The sequence below is a fragment of the Acidobacteriota bacterium genome, from assembly GCA_028875725.1.
Taxonomy (GTDB): domain Bacteria; phylum Acidobacteriota; class Thermoanaerobaculia; order Multivoradales; family Multivoraceae; genus Multivorans.
The window spans coordinates 393,631-409,960 of sequence record JAPPCR010000006.1 but is presented as its reverse complement, the minus strand read 5'-3'; the positions used below and the strand labels follow the sequence as shown (position 1 = coordinate 409,960).

The 16,330-nt window shown below is 69.3% G+C and carries 15 protein-coding genes; 8 read left to right on the top strand and 7 right to left on the bottom strand.

The genetic code is table 11. The features are described 5' to 3' along the window. From OXI49_03670 to OXI49_03660, 3 genes are read right to left on the bottom strand one after another with little or no spacing between them, the layout of a single operon-like run. Entirely contained in the window at positions 1–804 is an 804-nt protein-coding gene (locus tag OXI49_03670; protein MDE2689586.1) for an ABC transporter ATP-binding protein, read from the bottom strand. Continuing rightward, complete coding sequence (locus tag OXI49_03665) at positions 801–1,856, bottom strand: iron ABC transporter permease (protein ID MDE2689585.1); 1,056 nt, start codon at positions 1,854–1,856, stop codon at positions 801–803. The genes OXI49_03670 and OXI49_03665 overlap by 4 nt, the downstream gene beginning before the upstream one ends. Then, on the bottom strand, positions 1,853–2,914 hold the full coding sequence (locus OXI49_03660) for an ABC transporter substrate-binding protein (GenBank protein ID MDE2689584.1): 1,062 nt from the start codon (positions 2,912–2,914) through the stop codon (positions 1,853–1,855). The genes OXI49_03665 and OXI49_03660 overlap by 4 nt, the downstream gene beginning before the upstream one ends. Positions 2,915–2,970: 56 nt before the next feature. Between OXI49_03660 and OXI49_03655 the strand changes: the two genes are divergently transcribed. After that, positions 2,971–3,456 carry a peroxiredoxin gene (locus OXI49_03655; GenBank protein ID MDE2689583.1) on the top strand — a complete coding sequence of 162 codons (486 nt, stop codon included), beginning with the start codon at positions 2,971–2,973 and terminating at the stop codon, positions 3,454–3,456. Positions 3,457–3,487: 31 nt separating this feature from the next. Next, positions 3,488–4,447 (top strand): type I pantothenate kinase, encoded by a 960-nt coding sequence (gene coaA, locus OXI49_03650; GenBank protein MDE2689582.1) that lies wholly within the window; start codon positions 3,488–3,490, stop codon positions 4,445–4,447. Here coaA and OXI49_03645 read toward each other — a convergent pair. Next, entirely contained in the window at positions 4,444–6,003 is a 1,560-nt protein-coding gene (locus OXI49_03645) for a sulfatase (GenBank protein ID MDE2689581.1), read from the bottom strand. The two genes, coaA and OXI49_03645, sit on opposite strands and share 4 nt — an antisense overlap. A 10-nt stretch (positions 6,004–6,013) precedes the next feature. Further along, positions 6,014–6,943, bottom strand: coding sequence for a lysophospholipid acyltransferase family protein (locus tag OXI49_03640; protein ID MDE2689580.1), 930 nt, complete (start codon positions 6,941–6,943; stop codon positions 6,014–6,016). Between the two features lie 44 nt (positions 6,944–6,987). On the opposite strand from OXI49_03640, the gene OXI49_03635 reads away from it, so the two are divergent. Together OXI49_03635 and OXI49_03630 are read left to right on the top strand one after the other, a co-directional pair. Then, the gene (locus OXI49_03635) at positions 6,988–7,242 is read left to right on the top strand and encodes a DUF4212 domain-containing protein (GenBank protein MDE2689579.1); all 255 of its coding nucleotides are present in this window, start codon (positions 6,988–6,990) and stop codon (positions 7,240–7,242) included. A 43-nt stretch (positions 7,243–7,285) separates the two neighbouring features. Further along, positions 7,286–8,983, top strand: a complete 1,698-nt coding sequence (locus OXI49_03630; protein MDE2689578.1) for a cation acetate symporter — start codon at positions 7,286–7,288, stop codon at positions 8,981–8,983. Here the strand turns inward: OXI49_03630 and OXI49_03625 are convergent. Next, positions 8,980–11,181, bottom strand: coding sequence for an ATP-dependent RecD-like DNA helicase (locus tag OXI49_03625; protein ID MDE2689577.1), 2,202 nt, complete (start codon positions 11,179–11,181; stop codon positions 8,980–8,982). The genes OXI49_03630 and OXI49_03625 overlap by 4 nt on opposite strands. A 139-nt stretch (positions 11,182–11,320) precedes the next feature. On the opposite strand from OXI49_03625, the gene OXI49_03620 reads away from it, so the two are divergent. The 4 genes from OXI49_03620 (at position 11,321) to galK (ending at position 15,811) form a co-directional block, all read left to right on the top strand. After that, positions 11,321–11,965 carry a VOC family protein gene (locus OXI49_03620; GenBank protein ID MDE2689576.1) on the top strand — a complete coding sequence of 215 codons (645 nt, stop codon included), beginning with the start codon at positions 11,321–11,323 and terminating at the stop codon, positions 11,963–11,965. A 119-nt stretch (positions 11,966–12,084) separates the two neighbouring features. Beyond that, the gene (locus OXI49_03615; protein MDE2689575.1) at positions 12,085–14,082 is read left to right on the top strand and encodes a family 20 glycosylhydrolase; all 1,998 of its coding nucleotides are present in this window, start codon (positions 12,085–12,087) and stop codon (positions 14,080–14,082) included. 69 nt (positions 14,083–14,151) lie between these two features. Next, positions 14,152–14,601 (top strand): GyrI-like domain-containing protein, encoded by a 450-nt coding sequence (locus OXI49_03610; GenBank protein MDE2689574.1) that lies wholly within the window; start codon positions 14,152–14,154, stop codon positions 14,599–14,601. Between the two features lie 16 nt (positions 14,602–14,617). After that, positions 14,618–15,811 (top strand): galactokinase, encoded by a 1,194-nt coding sequence (galK, locus tag OXI49_03605; GenBank protein ID MDE2689573.1) that lies wholly within the window; start codon positions 14,618–14,620, stop codon positions 15,809–15,811. On the opposite strand, the gene OXI49_03600 is transcribed toward galK, so the two are convergent. Then, the gene (locus OXI49_03600) at positions 15,808–16,251 is read right to left on the bottom strand and encodes a hypothetical protein (GenBank protein ID MDE2689572.1); all 444 of its coding nucleotides are present in this window, start codon (positions 16,249–16,251) and stop codon (positions 15,808–15,810) included. The two genes, galK and OXI49_03600, sit on opposite strands and share 4 nt — an antisense overlap. Positions 16,252–16,330: the final 79 nt, after the last annotated feature.

The following is a 16,330-nucleotide window of genomic DNA, read 5'->3' as shown; positions in this document are numbered from 1 at the left end:
CTACCGCAACGGCTCGAAGTCGAACACGGGCACCGCGGATCCTTCGAGCGGCACCGCCTCGACCCGGAACACGCGGCGCAGCAGGTCCGGGTTCAGCACTTCCGCCGGCGGACCCTCCGCGATCAGGGCGCCGCCGTCAAGGACCGCCACTCGATCGGCGAAACGGGCGGCGGCGTTCAGATCGTGCAACACCAGCACGACGGAGCGACCTTCATCGACCAGGTTGCGCGCCAGCCCCAGCAGGTCGAGACCGTGGGCGAGATCGAGGTTCGAGGTCGGTTCGTCAAGCAGCAGGACCTCGGCCTCGGTGGCCAGACAGCGCGCCATCAACACGCGCTGCAACTCGCCTCCCGACAACGTCGTCACCCGTCGGTCGGCGAGCGCCAGAACGTCCGTGTCGTCCAGGCAGCGGTCGATCCATCCGCGGTCGGCGGAACGGGTGCCGAACAGGCGGTTTTCGTGCGGATAGCGGCCCAGGGTGACGAACTCCCGCACCGTGAACTCAAAGGTCGGGCGGACCGTCTGCGGCACGTAGGCCACCCGCCGGGCCGCCTGCCGGCGCGGCAACGCCGACAGATCGAAGCCCCCCAGCAGGGCCTTGCCTTCCGTCAGGCGCCAGGTACCGCTCAGAAGCCGCAGCAGGGTCGACTTGCCGGCGCCGTTCGGCCCCACGACGGAGGTCAGCATGGCCGGCTCGATGGCGAGGTCGACGTCGCGCAGCAGCCACCGTCCCCGGCGCTCGACGCCGCCGTCGACGAGCTCGAGCCGCGGCGCCCGGCGCGCGGAGCCCCTCACTTCCATCATCGGGACACCGCCACTTCACTCTCGTGGCGAACCAGCAGGAACAGGAAGAACGGGGCGCCGACGAAGGCGGTGACCACTCCCAGGAATACCTCTTCCGGGGCCACCAGGGTCCGCGCCAGGAGGTCGGCGCCGACGACGAACCAGGCTCCGGTAAGGAAAGCCGCCGGCAGCAGGCGGCGGTGCACCGGGCCCAGCAGGAGGCGCACGAGGTGCGGTACGACGAGACCCACGAAACCGACCACGCCGCTGACCGCGACCGCGCTGCCGGTGAGGATCGCGGCGCTCCAGAGCACCGCCCGCTTCGTCTTCTCGATGTCGACGCCGAGCGAGGCGGCCACTTCCTCACCCTCGAGCAGCAGGTCGAGGTCGCGCGCGAACCAGACCGCCATGGCGCAGCCGATCACCATCCCAGGCAGCACCATCCCGACATGGACCCAGCCGCGGTCGGTAACGCCGCCCATCATCCAGTAGGCGATGCGGCGGGCCGCCTCGTACTGCTCCCAGGAACGGGCGATGAGCCACGAATTGAAGGCGGCCAGCAGCGCGTTCAGGGCGACGCCGGCCAGCAGCAGGGTGGTAACCGGCGTGTATCCGTCACGGGTCGCAATCCGGGTGACGATCAGAAGCGAAAGCAGCGCGCCCGCGACCGCGAACAGCGGGGCGGCGAGCAGGAAGGTGCCGGCCAACCCGAAGGTCAGGGCGAAGACCGCGCCGGCGGCGGCGCCGGTGCTCGTGCCGACGATCCCGGGCGACGCCAGGGGATTGCGGAAGAGCCCCTGCATCTGGGCGCCGGCCAGGGCCAGACAACCGCCGACCATCGCCGCCACGACCACCCTGGGCGCCCGAAGCGACCAGACGATCGTGTCCACGCTCGGGTCGGCGGCCCTCTCGCCGGGAAGCAGGTGGCGCGCAAGGACCGCCAGCACGTCGCCTTCGTCGATAGCCACAGCCCCCCGGAACAGGCCGATGCCGGCGAACGCCAGGAGCAGCACCGCACCGGCGGCCATGTACCACCAGAACCCGGCCCGATTCCCGGCGAAGGCGATCCTCATTCCGCCGCAGCCACGGGCTTCCCGGCGCCCGCGGCCTCGATCCGCTCCGACGCCCGCACGAGTGCGTCCGCGAGCCGGTCGACCATGCCGGCAACGTGATGCGAGATCGCCGCCATATCCCTCCCGTCGAGGGACTCCAGATTGCCGAGCCGGGCCGCCCGCGTGCCGTCCAGTGTGCCCACGCCGGCGTCGTTGGCCCCGTAGGAGTCCGTGAAGATGACGTCCGGGTCCCAGATCACGACCTGCTCGGCACTGATCCGGGGCCAGCCCTCGAGACCGTTCTCGGCGGCCAGATTCACCGCGCCGAGGTAGCGCACGGCATCGTCGAAGACGGTCCGGCTGCCCAGCACGACGCCCCCGCTCCAGTGGACGATACGCAGGCCGGCGACCCGCGACGCGGCCCGAGCGCGGGTCTCGGCAAGCCGCAACTGCATCGACTCGACGAGCCGCTCCGCCTCACGGTCGCGGCCGATCGCGAAACCGACGATGCGGATGTTCTCCGCGATCGCCGCAAGGCTCTCGTGATTGAGCAGGACGACGACCGGCACGCCCGCGGCCTCCAGTTGAGCGAGGGTTTCCTGCGTGTTGAAACTCGCGGCGAACACCAGATCGGGGGAGGCCGCCAGGATCTCCTCCGTGCTGAAGCCGCCGACCCGCCCAAGACGCCGGGCCCGGTCCGCGCTGGCGCTGAACTGCGGGTCGCCGGCGAACGGCGACAGGAGCACGATCCGCTCCGGTTCCGCGATCTCCAGCAGGATCTCGTCGGTCGCCAGCGTCCGCGAAGCGATCCGCTCGGGCGGCGCCGTCAACCTCACCACCCTCCCGCCGCCTCGAATCTCACGCCAGGCACCGTCGGTGCCGGGCTCGACCAGTTCGAGCCGGGCGCCCTCAACGCTCCGCAGGTAGTGCGCGTGATCGCCCGTCAGGTCGAGCGGCGTGCCGCCCTCCGCTTCGGCGCCGCTGCCGGAAGGGCGCGCACAGGCGCCGGCCAGGATCGCCGTGGCGACCGCCAGGCTGAGCACCTTGCGAACGCCTTTCGCCGCGGTCGTAGCGAGCATCGGGATCGAAGCTATACTGCCGCCCCCCCAGGACCAAGAACACGAGAGAGCAATCCATGAGCATCAAGATCGGGGACCCGATCCCGGAAGCCAGTTTCAAGCAGATGACCCAGAACGGCATCGTCGACGTTTCGACCCGCGAGCTGTTCGAGGGCAAGAAGGTCGTTCTCTTCGCGGTGCCCGGCGCGATGACCCCGACCTGCTCGGAGGTCCACATGCCGGGTTTCATCGAGAACCTCGCGGCGATCAAGTCGGCCAACGTCGACACCGTGGCCTGCCTCGCCGTCAACGATGTCTTCGTGATCAACGAGTGGCGCAAGGCGCGAAGCATCCCCGACGACATCGTCCTGCTGTCCGACGGCAATGGCGAGTTCACCTCGAGGATCGGGCTCGAACTCGACGCTTCGCGTTTCGGCATGGGAACCAGGTCGAAACGCTACGCAGCGATCGTCGACGACGGCGTGGTGACCTACCTCGGCGTCGAGCCGGCCGGTGAAGTCGGCGTCAGCGGCGCCGAAGCGGTCATCGAACAGCTCGGCTGAGTCGCCCCACAGTTCTCCGCCTGGGAGTCTCTTGACCAACCACAGGGTCGACAGCCTCACGGATTCGATCTACGTCCCCTTCGACGAGGAGGCGTGGGGACGGCTGCGGGCTGAAACGCCGCTGCCGCTCTCCGAGAAGGAACTGGAGCGCCTGCGCGGCATCAACGAGCAGGTCTCGCTCGAGGAGGTCGCGCAGATCTACCTGCCGATGTCGAGGCTGCTCAATCTCTACGTCGGCGCCACGCAGGATCTCTACCGGGCCAGCAGCACGTTTCTGGGAGGCCTGACGGCCAAGGTGCCCTACATCATCGGAATCGGCGGCAGCGTCGCGGTCGGCAAGAGCACCACCGGACGTATCCTCCGCGAATTGCTCGCCCGCTGGCCGAACCACCCCCAGGTCGACCTGGTGACGACCGACGGTTTCCTCCATCCCAACGCGGTCCTGGAAGAGCGGGACCTGATGGACCGCAAGGGCTTCCCGGAGAGCTTCGACCTGCGCACGCTGGTGAACTTCGTGCTCCAGGTCAAGTCGGGTGAGCGGAGAGTCGAGCATCCCGTGTACTCGCACCATTCGTACGACATCCTTCCCGGTGTCACCGAGGTCGTCGACCAGCCCGACATCGTGATCCTCGAGGGCCTGAACGTGCTGCAGGCCCGCTCCCAGTCGCCTTCGCGGAACAGCCGGCTCATGCTCTCCGACCTCTTCGACTTCTCGATCTACGTCGACGCCGAGACGGAAGTCATCGAGCGGTGGTACGTCGAGAGGTTCCTGACCTTCCGCGACACGGCGTTCCGGGATCCGGACGCCTACTTCCACCGCTATGCCAGCCTGAGCGAGAGGGACGCGATCGACACCGCCCGGGGCATCTGGAAGACGATCAACGAACCGAACCTGGTCCAGAACATCCTGCCGACCCGCGAGCGGGCGGATCTGATCCTGGAGAAAGCGCCGGACCACGCCGTGCGGCGGATCCGGCTGCGCAAGCTCTAGCGGGACGGCAGCCAGCTCGGCTCGCGCAACGCGCCCGTCTCGTCCAGAAGCTCATCGAGCCGTGCCGAGAGCCGGTCAAAGAGCGCCTTGAGTTCCAGCACGTCGCGGGCCCAGTCGTCGCGGGGGTTCCGGGCGGCGTTCGCGGCCGCCACCCGAAGCCGGGTCTCGACGTTGCCGGCGCCGTGACGGGTGATGAAGCCGCCCAGGAGATTGCGCCGCTCCTCCGGGTCCGCCTGCACGTCGTAGAGCTCGTAGCGATCCCAGACGCCGTGGAAGCGCATGAACTTGTAGCGATCGGTGCGAACCCCCAGCACGGTGGGCGTCTGGGGAAAGCTCCGCTCCCAGAAGTACTCGTAGAGGAAGGCGTCGCGCCACGGCGGCCGCTCGGCGCCGGGACCGGCCTCGAGCAGGCCGAAGAAGGACCGACCCTGAACCGTTCCAGGGACCTCCAGCCCCGCGGCCTCGAGGAAGGTGGGGGCGAAGTCGAGGTTGACGATCATCTCGGGACGCCTGAGGCCCCCGGCGCCGCCGCCGAGCCACGGCGCCATCACCACCAGCGGCACCCGGATCGACGCCTCGTACATCGTCCGCTTGTCGATCAGACCGTGTTCGCCGAACTGGAAGCCGTTGTCCGACGTGAAGACGAGCAGGGTCTCTTCCAGCAGGCCCCGCTCCTCCAGCGCTCCGACGATCCGGCCCACGCTGTCGTCCACGCCGCGCATCGTCTCCGCGTAGTCCACGGCGAACTGCTGGAAGTCGACCGAGTTGTCGTACAAGCCGTCGACGCCGTGCCAGCTCCGCCGCTGCGCCTCGACCCAGTTCGGCTTGCCCTCGTAGTTCTCGTGCCGGTTCGGCATCGTCACCGGCGGTGGATACCGCTGCCCGGCATAGCTGCCGAGATGGCGTTCCGCCGGCCGGAACGACGCATGCACGGCCTTGTGCGACACATAGAGCAGGAACGGCGCCTCCTCCCCTTCGGCGCCGGCCAGGAAGTCCAGCGCGTAGTCCGTGATCAGGTCCGTCGTGTAGCCCTGCCGCGGCACCCGTTCGCCGTCGACGTTGAAGGTCTGGTTGTAGTAGAGGCCCTGGCCCGGGAACGAGACCCAGCGATCGAATCCGGGTCGGGGGGCGTCGGACGTACCCCCCATGTGCCACTTGCCGACGAAGGCGGTTCGGTAGCCCGCACCCTGGAGTTCCTGCGGGAAGGTCGGCGTGTCCGGATTCAACCGGGTGCGGTTGTCGAGCACGCCGTGCCGGTGGGCGTACTGCCCGGTGAGGATCGAAGCGCGGCTCGGCGAGCACAGAGAGGTCGTCACGAAGGCGTTCTCGAACAGCACGCCGCGCTCGATCAGGCGGTCGAGATGAGGCGTCTCGAGGAACGGGTGGCCGAGCGCGGACGCCGCGTCGAAGCGCTGGTCGTCGATCAGGATGAAGACGATGTTCGGCCGCTCGTCCGCCCGGGCCGGCGCCACGACCGGCAGCGTCGCCATGCAAGCCGCGGCCAGGAGCGCTCCGACACTCGGTGCCGTCATCCGTCTTCGTTGATTCGTCGTCATGGTCAGTTCCTCATACCGCTTGCCCGGAATCGGTACGCCCCAGGCCCACGGCGGCCAGTTCCTCCGCATCGTAGTTCCATCGCCGGTAGTTCCACATCCACTGCTCCGGCTGCACCCGTACTCTCCGTTCGATCGCAGCCGCGATTCTCTGCGACAACTCCACCGGATCGCGCGAGCCGCCGGGCCGGCGCAGCATCTCGCTCTCCAGGCGGTAGCTGAAGGGCCCTTCGCGGATACAGAAAGCGGCGATCAGCGGACAGTCGCGCTTGGCCGCCAGCGCCGCGGGACCGCCGACGAACACGGTGCGGCGACCCAGAAAGTCCACCTCCGGGCCGCGCCTCTGGTCGGGTCTCTGGTCGACGACCATGATCAGGGTTTCCCGGCGTTTGAGGCAGCTCAGCATGTCCCGCAGGAGGGACGTCCGACCGCTCCAGATCACCCGGACCCCGGCCCGGGCGCGCATCCGCTCGACGAACGCGGACGCCGCCCTGGCGCGCGATGGCTTGGCCACCGCGCAGACCGGCGACGAGGAGGCGCGGACAGTGCTCTGGGCCAGCAGTTCCCAGGCGCCCAGGTGACCGGTGACCAGCACCTGACCGCGGCCGTGCTCCTCGACATCGGCCATCAGTTCCCGCAGATCGTCGAAGCCATCCATCGACGCGACGTCGAGCCGTTTCCGGTCGAAGCTGATCCGGACCGTCTCGAGGGCCGCCACGATCTGGTGGCGCACGCAGCGCCATTCCAGGTCACGCGCCTCCGGCGACCCCGGAGGCAGCCGCAGTACGACCGCGAGGTTCTGCCGCATCAACCGGACGTCGCGCGGCGTCACGCCCCGCAGGTGCGCGAGAAGGCCGGAAGCAGGCCCGAACAAACCAACCGGCAGCAGGCGGATCAGCCAGGAGACGGCATGGAGAAAGGCTCCGGTGGTGCGGTCGGTCATGTCGGTACAAGAGTGTAAGTGGCGACGGTGTACTATGCCGGCTCTTGAGCGAACAACCCGACCCTTCGGCCTACTGGCGGGCAAACCTGCGGTTGATGGCGATCCTGCTCTCCATCTGGTTCGTCTGCTCCTACGTCCTCGGCATCTTCCTGGTCGAGCCGCTGAACGGCGCCCAACTCGGCGGCTTCCCGCTCGGGTTCTGGTTCGCGCACCAGGGGTCGATCTACGTCTTCATCGTCCTGATCCTCGTCTACGCGGCGATGATGGACCGGCTCGACCGCCGCTACGGCGTCGACTGAGCCGGTCGCAGACGCCCGACTCTGACGCCCGCCGACCGCCGCGATGAACGTTCAGGCCTGGACCTACCTGATCGTCACAGCGACCTTCGCGCTGTACATCGGCATCGCCTGGTGGAGCCGCGTCAGGACCACGTCGGGCTTCTACGTCGCCGGTCGCGGCGTGCCGGCCGTGGCCAACGGCATGGCGACGGGCGCCGACTGGATGAGCGCGGCCTCCTTCATCTCGATGGCGGGCCTCATCTCCTTCATGGGCTACACCGGCACCATCTACCTGATGGGCTGGACCGGCGGCTACGTCCTGCTGGCGCTCCTGCTTGCCCCATACCTCCGCAAGTACGGCAAGTTCACGACCTCCGAGTTCGTCGGCGACCGCTACTACTCCGACGCCGCCCGGCTGGTGGCAGCCGCCTGCACCATCTTCGTCTCGTTCACCTACATCGCCGGCCAGATGCGCGGCGTCGGGGTCGTCTTTTCGCGCTTCCTGGAAGTCGAGGTCCACTGGGGCGTGATCATCGGCGTGGTCATCGTCTTCTTCTATGCCGTGCTCGGCGGCATGAGAGGCATCACCTACACGCAGGTCGCCCAGTACTGCGTCCTGATCGTCGCCTTCCTGATTCCGGCCGCGGCCATCTCGTGGAAGATCACCGGGAATCCGATCCCGCAGTTCGGGTTCGGCGGCACGGTGCAGGAAGGCCAGCAGGCCGGCGTCTTCCTGCTCGAGGCGCTGGACGCGCTGCACCGGGAACTCCGCCTGCCCGAGTACACGGCAGCCTTCGTGCCGGGCAAGAAGAGCATGATCGACGTCACCGCGATCGCGCTGGCGCTGATGGTCGGCACCGCCGGACTCCCCCATGTGCTCGTCCGCTTCTACACCGTGCGCAGCGCCCGCGCGGCGCGCTGGAGCGCGCTCTGGGCGCTGGTCTTCATCGGTCTGCTCTACACCACGGCGCCCGCCGTCGCCGCCTTCGCCCGCGTCAACCTGATCTCGACGCTGCACAACACGAGCTACAGCGAGGTGCCGGAGTGGTTCAGGAGCTGGGAGACCACCGGCCTGATCTCGTTCGACGACCAGGACGGCGACGGGGTGATCGATATGTCCGACGGGGCCAACGAGCTGACCGTCGACCAGGACATCATGGTCCTCGCCAACCCGGAGATCGCCGAGCTGCCGGCGTGGGTGGTCGCCCTGGTCGCCGCCGGCGGACTCGCGGCGGCGCTGTCGACCGCGGCCGGTCTCCTGCTGGTCATCGCGTCGGCGATCTCCCACGACATCGGCAAGTCGATCCTGTGGAAGGACATGAGTTCGCGCAGGGAACTCCTGCTCGCGCGCGTGACCGCTTCCGTCGCGGTGGTCGTCGCCGCCTACTTCGGCATCTCGCCGCCCGGCTTCGTCGCCCAGGTTGTGGCCTTCGCCTTCGGACTCGCCGCGTCCAGCTTCTTCCCCGTCCTGGTACTCGGCATCTTCACCAAGAGCACAACGAAGGAGGGCGCGATCACCGGCATGAGCAGCGGCATCCTGTTCACCGGCGCCTACATCGTCTACTTCCGCCTGATCCGGCCGGAAGCGACCGCCGAGGACTGGCTGTTCGGCATCAGCCCCGAGGGCATCGGCGCCGTCGGCATGCTGATCAACTTCGCTCTTGCCATCATCGTCAGCCGGTTCACGAAGCCGCCGCCGGATGAGGTGCAGCAGTTGGTAAGCGAGATTCGGCTGCCGCGCGAGCGGGCGGCAGACGGCTAGCTCCCGGACGGCAGCGCCGTCAGTTGCTCGCGCAGCGTCGAGTAGCGGCGCAGGTCGGAGGCTTCCTCGACGGCTTTCTGGAGAGCCCACTTCTGGCCGACGATGACGACGAGCTTCCGGCCGCGGGTGATCGCCGTGTAGAGCAGGTTGCGGCGCAGCATGACGTAGTGGTGCGTCGTTACCGGCACGACGACCGCCGGGTACTCGGAGCCCTGCGACTTGTGGACGGTGACCGCGTAGGCCAGCATGAGGCGGTCCAGGTCGCTGAAGCGGTACTCGACGGGGCGGCCGTCGAAGGCGATCGTCATCTTCTCGGCGCCCGGGTCGATCGACTGGATGCGGCCGAGGTCGCCGTTGAACACGTCCTTGTCGTAGTCGTTCTCGGTCTGCATCACCTTGTCGCCGGCGCGGTACTTCCAACCAAAGCGCTCGACCTCGACGGCGCCTGACTCCGGCGCCGGGTTCAGCACGGCCTGCAGGGTCACATTCAAGGTCCGTACGCCCAGTGGACCGCGGTTCATCGGCGACAGGACCTGGACGTCGCGGATCGGATCGAGACCGAACCGACGGCCGATCCGCCCGGCGACGATTTCCACTACCTTGCGCTGGCCGTCCTCGGCGTCCTCTGCCGGCACGAAGTAGAAGTCGCTCAGTTCGCCTCGCGCGGACTCGAGCGCCGGCAGGTAGCCCCGGTTCACGCGATGCGCGTTGCGCACGATCCGGCTGTTGTCGGCCTGCCGGAAGATCTCCCGAAGACGCGCTACCGGGATGGCGCCTGAGTCGATCAGGTCCCGCAGCACCTGGCCCGGGCCGACCGAGGGCAACTGGTCCGCGTCGCCGATCAGCAGCAGCGACCCCTCCGCCGGCAGCGCCTGGAGCAGTGCCGCCATCAGCTCGACGTCTACCATGGAGGATTCGTCGACGACCAGCAGGCCGCAATCGAGCGGGCGCAGGCGGCCGCGGCGGAAGGCGCCGCTCGACGGGTCGATCTCCAGCAGCCGGTGGATTGTCCTCGCCGTCTCACCGGTGCTCTCGCCGAGCCGCTTGGCCGCCCGACCCGTAGGCGCGCAGAGCGCGCAGCGCACATTGCGGGTCTTCAGGATCCGCAGCAGAGCGTTGACCAGAGTCGTCTTGCCAACCCCCGGGCCACCGGTAATCACGGCGACGCGCGAACAGAGGCTCGTCTCCACCGCGGCGCGCTGGGTCGGCGCGAGCGTCACGTCGAGACGCTGCTCCACCCACGCCAGGGCTTTCGTGGCTTCGATATCGGCCCAGGACGGCGGGTCGGCCCGAATCAGCTCCCCCAGCCGGCGGGCGATGGCGCGCTCAGCCGACAGCAGCGGCGGCAGGAATACGGCCTCTTCGCCGTTCAGACGCGTGACAGCCAGCCGCCCGGCGTTCAGTTCGTCCGACAGCGCGGTGGTCAGAATCTCCTCCGGGATCTTCAGCAGTTCCTGCGCCTGTTCGAGGAGCTCGTTCCGGGGAAGCCCGCAGTGTCCGGCGCCTCGCGCCTGCTCCAGCGTGTAGCCGAGGCCGGCCCGCGCACGCGGCAGACCCTCGCGGTCCTTGCCCAGACTGGCGCCGATGCTGTCCGCGATCCTGAAGCCGATGCCGCGGATGTCCCTCGCCAACCGGTACGGATCCTCCGTGAGCAACGTCGCCGCGTCGGCGCCGTAGGACTTATAGATCCGGGCCGCCCGTGCCGAGCCGAGGCCGTGCGTCTGCAGGAAGACCATGATGTCCCGCACAGCCTTCTGGTCCCTGAATCCTTCGCTCAGACTCTTCGCCCGCTTGGGACCAATGCCGGGAACCTCCACCAGGCGCTCAGGCTCGTTCTCGATGATGTCGAACACGTCCTCGCCGAACGCCTTGACGAGGCGCTTCGCCATCTTGGGGCCGACGCCATGCACCTTGCCCGAACCGAGGTAGCGACGGATGCCGTCCAGCGAATCGGGCGGCGATACAGCAAGCCGCTCGGCCTGGAACTGGACCCCGTGGTTGGGGTCGTTCTTCCACGAGCCGGACGCCTGGATCGTCTCCCCCTGTGAGACCAGTGGCAGCCGTCCCACCACGGTCGTCAACTGGAAGCTGCCCCGTACCCGTATGCGGAGCACCGCGAATCCGTTGTCCGGATTGTGGAAGACGACCCGCTCGACGACGCCCGATAGCGCCTCGCGATCCCTGGCCGGCGTCGTCATGGCGGGCTGCCGCACCGCATCCCTCTCACGGGACACAGCTTACGCCCGATCGGTCGAAACCCGCGGGGCACCGCCGATCGGTGACACAATCACCGCCCTTCCCTCTCCGCCGTCACCCAAGCCCGAGGAGCCTCCGGCCATGACCGATACCTGCCGATTTGACCGCCTGGCGCTGAACGCCTCCGATCCCGCTGCCGCCGCCGACTGGTATGCGCGGCACTTCGGCGGCGAACTCCTGGCAAGCGCGGACGGCGCCGCCGCCCGCTTCCGGGCCGGCAACGGCACGGCGGACCTCCACTGGCGCGGCGCCGAGACTCCCGGCCCCAGCATCGGCACCGGACTTGATCACTCGGGCTGGTCCGTCGACAACCTGGACGATCTCCACGCCGCGATGCTCGCCGATGGCGCTACGGAGTTCTGGGAACCCCGGCACTTCGGGCCGGCGAAGCTCTACATCTCGTTCGTGACGGATCCCTGGGGCGCGAAGATCGAACTCCTCGAGGACGCGAAGCACCCCGGCTTCCACCACGTCCACATCCTGGGACCGGACTGCGAGGAGGACCGCTCCTGGTTGCTGGAACACGTCCCCGGTCCGGCCGAGACCTTCAAGGACGTCCTGCTCGCCGTCAACTACGGCACCATGCGGGTGCTGTTCCGGCAGACCGACGACGCACTGGAGCCGACGGCGGGTCGGGCGATCGACCACCTCGCCTGGACTTCGGCCGCGGGCGGCGGGCGCCATACCAGCCCGACCGGCGTCGACATCCAGGTGCGGGGGACCTAGCAGCCCGTGGGAGAAGTGCGTGTCGCACCGAGAGCGGTCAGGCGCCCGTCCAGCAAGGCGCGACGAGGGAGCATACCGGGCCGTATTCGACCGAGGAGCAACGACGCTGGGCGGGATGCATGGCCGCTCGAATGCAGCGCGACTTCTTCCACGGGCTGCTAGACCGCCGGCCCGTGAGTCTCTGGCCGCCGCCGCGGCGGGTCGAGGTCCCTGACGCCGCCGATCCCCTGGTCCTGCCGCCGGGCTCGCCCGTTCCGCTCCATGTGACCGCGGCGGGGGCAGAACCGGCGGAGGCCTCGGAGGAACTCGAGTTCGCGCTCGCGGGCCTGCGGCGCGCTCTGGCAACCACGGGGCACCAGCTCCTCCCCGCGGGTGCCGGGAACGGCTCCGGCGCCGGCGTCGCCTGCCGGGTCACGGTCGACTCGCCGGGCGCCGAGGGAGCCTCGCGTGTCGACCTTCCGACCGACGAGAGCTATCACCTGCGCACAGACCCGGACGGCATCACCATCCAGGCCGCGACGCCGACTGGCGTGTTCCGGGCGGCCACCACCCTGAAGCAGTGGCTCGCCTCGCGCGGTCGGCCGGCAGCCGCCGGCTTCGAGGTGCCGGCCACAGACATCGAGGACCGACCGGACTTCCCCATCCGCGGCGCGATGCTCGACGTCAGCAGGAACCGCGTGCCGCGGATGGAGTACCTCGAACGACTCGTCGACCGGCTCGCGGACTGGAAGATCAACCACCTCCAGCTCTACGTCGAACACACCTACGCCTACGCGGATCACGAGGAGGTCTGGCGCGATGCCTCGCCGTTCACCGCCGGCGAGATCCGGGAGCTCGACGCCTGGTGCCGGGAGCGGTTCATCGAACTGACGCCAAACCAGAACAGCTTCGGCCACTTCCACCGCTGGCTGATCCACGACCGGTACCGGCCGCTGGCAGAAGTGCCCGAGGGCTTCCAGCACCCCTTCTCCATCGACCCGGAGCCGTTCAGCCTGTGCGCCACCGACCCGCGGGTCCTCGATCTCCTCGTGGGTCTCTACGACGAACTGCTGCCCCAGTTCGGCAGCCGGCGCTTCAACGTCGGCCTGGACGAGACGTTCGACCTGGGCCGTGGGCGCTCGGCCGAGGCGTGCGAGGAACGGGGCAAACCGGCCGTGTACCTGGACTTCCTGCGCCAGGTCCACGGTCTCGCCACGGAGCGCGACCGGCAGATGCTGTTCTGGGGCGACATCATCCTCGAACACCCCGAGGTGATCGACCGCGTCCCCGCAGACGCGGTCGCGCTGTGCTGGGGTTACGACGCGAGTCACCCTTTCGAGGACCAGTGCGCCCGGCTGGCCACCTCGGGTAGAGAGTTCTGGGTGTGCCCGGGCACCAGCAGTTGGCACAGCTTCGGCGGCCGGCTGCAGAACGCCGTCGGCAACCTGGCCCTCGCCGCAACGGCCGGTTCGAAGGCCGGCGCTCAGGGCTTTCTCATCACCGACTGGGGCGACCACGGACACCTGCAGCCGCCAGTCATCGCCGAGCTACCGCTTTCCATCGGCGCCGGTTTCGCCTGGTCCGTTGATGCGGCGCGAGAAACAGCTAGCGGCCCCGAGCGGACCGAGGAGGCCTGGCTCGACCACGCTGTCCGGCTCGTCTACGACGGGGATGAGACCGTGGCTCGCACCGTCATCGACCTCGGCGCCATCGACCTCGACTGCGGCGGCCCGGTGATCAACGGCACCGCTCTCTTCTATCTCCTCCGGTTCATCGACGACGACCTCACCCACCGGCGCTTCCGGCGGCTCAGCATCGGCACGTTGCAGCGGACGTACGCCCGGCTGGCCGCCTCCAGGGACCGGTTGAACCGGGTCGAGAGCGATCCGAACCATGCCGCGCTGGACTGGACCTGCCGGATGATGATGTGGTGCTGCCAGTTGGGTGTCGCACGCCTCGCCGCCGGACGCGGCCTGCGGGCCCACCAGCTCCCACCGAAGGTTCGCGCCGCCCTCGGCGCCGACCTCCGCGACATCGCCGGCGACCTCCCCGACATCTGGCTCGCCACCAGCCGCGAGGGCGGCCTGCGAGAGTCGCAGGACCTTCTGCTGCGAGCGGCGGCCATTCTCGACTCTTGATCGCAAGGCAGGCGCGATCTAGCCTCCGGGGCGACCTGATCAACCGCGCGCGCCCGAGGAGAACACCAAGTGACCGACATCACTATCGTCACCGTCGAGGAGCAGCCCCTGCTGGCGGCGCGCACCAGCGCCACGTTCACCGAGGTTCCCGCCAAGCTCCTGCCCCTGATGGAGCGGGTCGGCGCCTTCGTGCGGGACCACGGCGTCGAGGGCGCCGGTCAGAACGTCTGGTTCTACCGCGACGTCAGCGGCGACCGGATGGAAGTCGACGTGGGCGTCCAGGTGCCCGCCTCGACCGAGGCGGCGGACGGCCTCGTCCGCTCGGCGACGCCGGCAGGCCGGTGCGCCCACGCCGTGCTCCACGGCGACTACAGCGAGATCCCCGGCGTCCACCAGGCGATCCACCGATGGTGCGCCGAGCAGGACCTCGCCCTCGCCGGTCCGTGCTGGGAGGTCTACGGCGACTGGAACGACGACCCGGCGAAGCGCCGCACCGACATGTACCACCTCCTGGCCTGACGGAAGAGACTCCCGCATGAAGGTCGGCGATCTCGTCGACGCGTTCCGCGATCGCTTCGGGGCCGAGCCCGACGTCATCGCCCGCGCGCCCGGCAGGGCCAACCTGCTGGGTGCCCACGTCGACTACAGCGAGGGCTGGGTGCTGCCGGCGGCGATCGACCGCGCAGTGTGGGTCGCGGCGCGACGGGCGCGCGGCAAGGAAACCCGGCTCGCGGCCCTCGATCTCGCCGAGAAGACCGCCTTCGACGCCGTGGAGCCCGCGCCACCCGTCTCGGAGCGCGGCGGACAGGCCTCCTGGGTCGACTATCCGCAGGGGCTGGCCTGGGCCCTCGGCCGGCGCGGGATCGAGGTACCGCCGATCGAAGCCGTCTTCGGAGGCGATCTGCCGATCGGAGCCGGTGTCAGTTCCTCGGCGGCCGTCGAGATGGCGTTCCTCGTCGCCTGGGAGCAACTCGCCGGCTTCGAACTGGACGGCATCGAACGCGCGGGCATCGGCCGGCAGGTCGAGAACGAGTACGTCGGCGTCCAGTCCGGCATCATGGACCAGTTCGCCTCGGTGCAAGGCCGCGAAGGACACGCCCTGCTGCTCGACTGCCGATCGCTCCAGCACGAGCTGATCCCGACCCCCGAAGACCTCGTCTTCCTGGTCGCGGACACCGGCGTCCGCCGCGCCCTCGCCTCCGGCACCGGTTTCAACGACCGCAAGTCCGAGTGCTTCCGCGCCGCGGACCTGCTGCGGCCCCATCTGCCGGAGCTCTCCACGCTCCGCGACCTGGAACCCGCCGACCTCGACCGCCTGCGACACATGCTCGAACCGCCGCTCGACCGCCGCGCCCGCCACGTCGTCACCGAGTGCCGCCGGGTCCTGGATGGCGCCGAAGCGCTGCGGCAAGGCGACCTGCGCGCGCTCGGCGACCTGATGGCCCAGTCCCACGGCAGCTCCCGCAACGACTACGACGTCAGCATCGAGGAACTCGACGTGCTCCAGGAAGCCGCCGCCGGCGCCGAAGGCTGTTACGGCGCCCGTCTCACCGGCGCCGGCTTCGGCGGTTGCGTGACCGCGATCACCAGCGAAGCCGCCGCCGGCCATGTACGCGAGCGCACCGCGGCGGCCTTCGAGCGCCGCTTCGGCCGGCGGCCCGAGATCCACACCTGCCGCGTCGGTGCCGGCGCCGGCGTGGTCCGAGCTAGCGCCGGCCGCCGGCGCTAGGCGCTTGGCCCGAAGTGACGAACGGCTTCGAGCAGGACTTCGGCGGGCCGGCCCAGGAAGGCCGCGCGCCAGCCCACCAGGTCGGGCCGCGGGCCGAACAGCACGATCGTGTCGCCCGAGCGCTCCTCGCCGGGCACCAGTCTGCCGGCGTCGACCCTCGAGCCGCGCGCCATGCCCGGCCTGAGTGCGGCGGATCGCGCCCTCAAACCCGTGGCGCCGGCCGCTCGCAGACGGCGAGCCTCCTGGCGGCAAGCCTCCCAGGTTTCGCGACCTCCGGTCAGAACGTCCACCGGCAGCCGCGGCGTCGCGAGTTCCTCCGTTCCGATATCGACGGCCCACAGCGTCCGCCGCGCGACCAGGAGGTCCGCCACATCACAGATTCCCTCGGCGCGAAGGAACTCCGCCCAGGCTCCGTCCGGGGTATCGCTCAGGTACTGCACGGGGCCTTCACCCTCTGCGTGCCAGCGTGCGTCGGGCTGCGAGCGTTCCGTCCAGAGGAATGGCCGGAGCGGCGCAACA

Bases quoted from the DNA above. Each gene is read 5' to 3' on its own strand.
- OXI49_03670 (MDE2689586.1), bottom strand. From the start codon at position 804: ATGATGGAAGTGAGGGGCTCCGCGCGCCGGGCGCCGCGGCTCGAGCTC.
- OXI49_03665 (MDE2689585.1), bottom strand. From the start codon at position 1,856: ATGAGGATCGCCTTCGCCGGGAATCGGGCCGGGTTCTGGTGGTACATG.
- OXI49_03660 (MDE2689584.1), bottom strand. From the start codon at position 2,914: ATGCTCGCTACGACCGCGGCGAAAGGCGTTCGCAAGGTGCTCAGCCTG.
- OXI49_03655 (MDE2689583.1), top strand. From the start codon at position 2,971: ATGAGCATCAAGATCGGGGACCCGATCCCGGAAGCCAGTTTCAAGCAG.
- OXI49_03645 (MDE2689581.1), bottom strand. From the start codon at position 6,003: ATGACGACGAATCAACGAAGACGGATGACGGCACCGAGTGTCGGAGCG.
- OXI49_03640 (MDE2689580.1), bottom strand. From the start codon at position 6,943: ATGACCGACCGCACCACCGGAGCCTTTCTCCATGCCGTCTCCTGGCTG.
- OXI49_03630 (MDE2689578.1), top strand. From the start codon at position 7,286: ATGAACGTTCAGGCCTGGACCTACCTGATCGTCACAGCGACCTTCGCG.
- OXI49_03625 (MDE2689577.1), bottom strand. From the start codon at position 11,181: ATGACGACGCCGGCCAGGGATCGCGAGGCGCTATCGGGCGTCGTCGAG.
- OXI49_03620 (MDE2689576.1), top strand. From the start codon at position 11,321: ATGACCGATACCTGCCGATTTGACCGCCTGGCGCTGAACGCCTCCGAT.
- OXI49_03615 (MDE2689575.1), top strand. From the start codon at position 12,085: ATGGCCGCTCGAATGCAGCGCGACTTCTTCCACGGGCTGCTAGACCGC.
- galK (MDE2689573.1), top strand. From the start codon at position 14,618: ATGAAGGTCGGCGATCTCGTCGACGCGTTCCGCGATCGCTTCGGGGCC.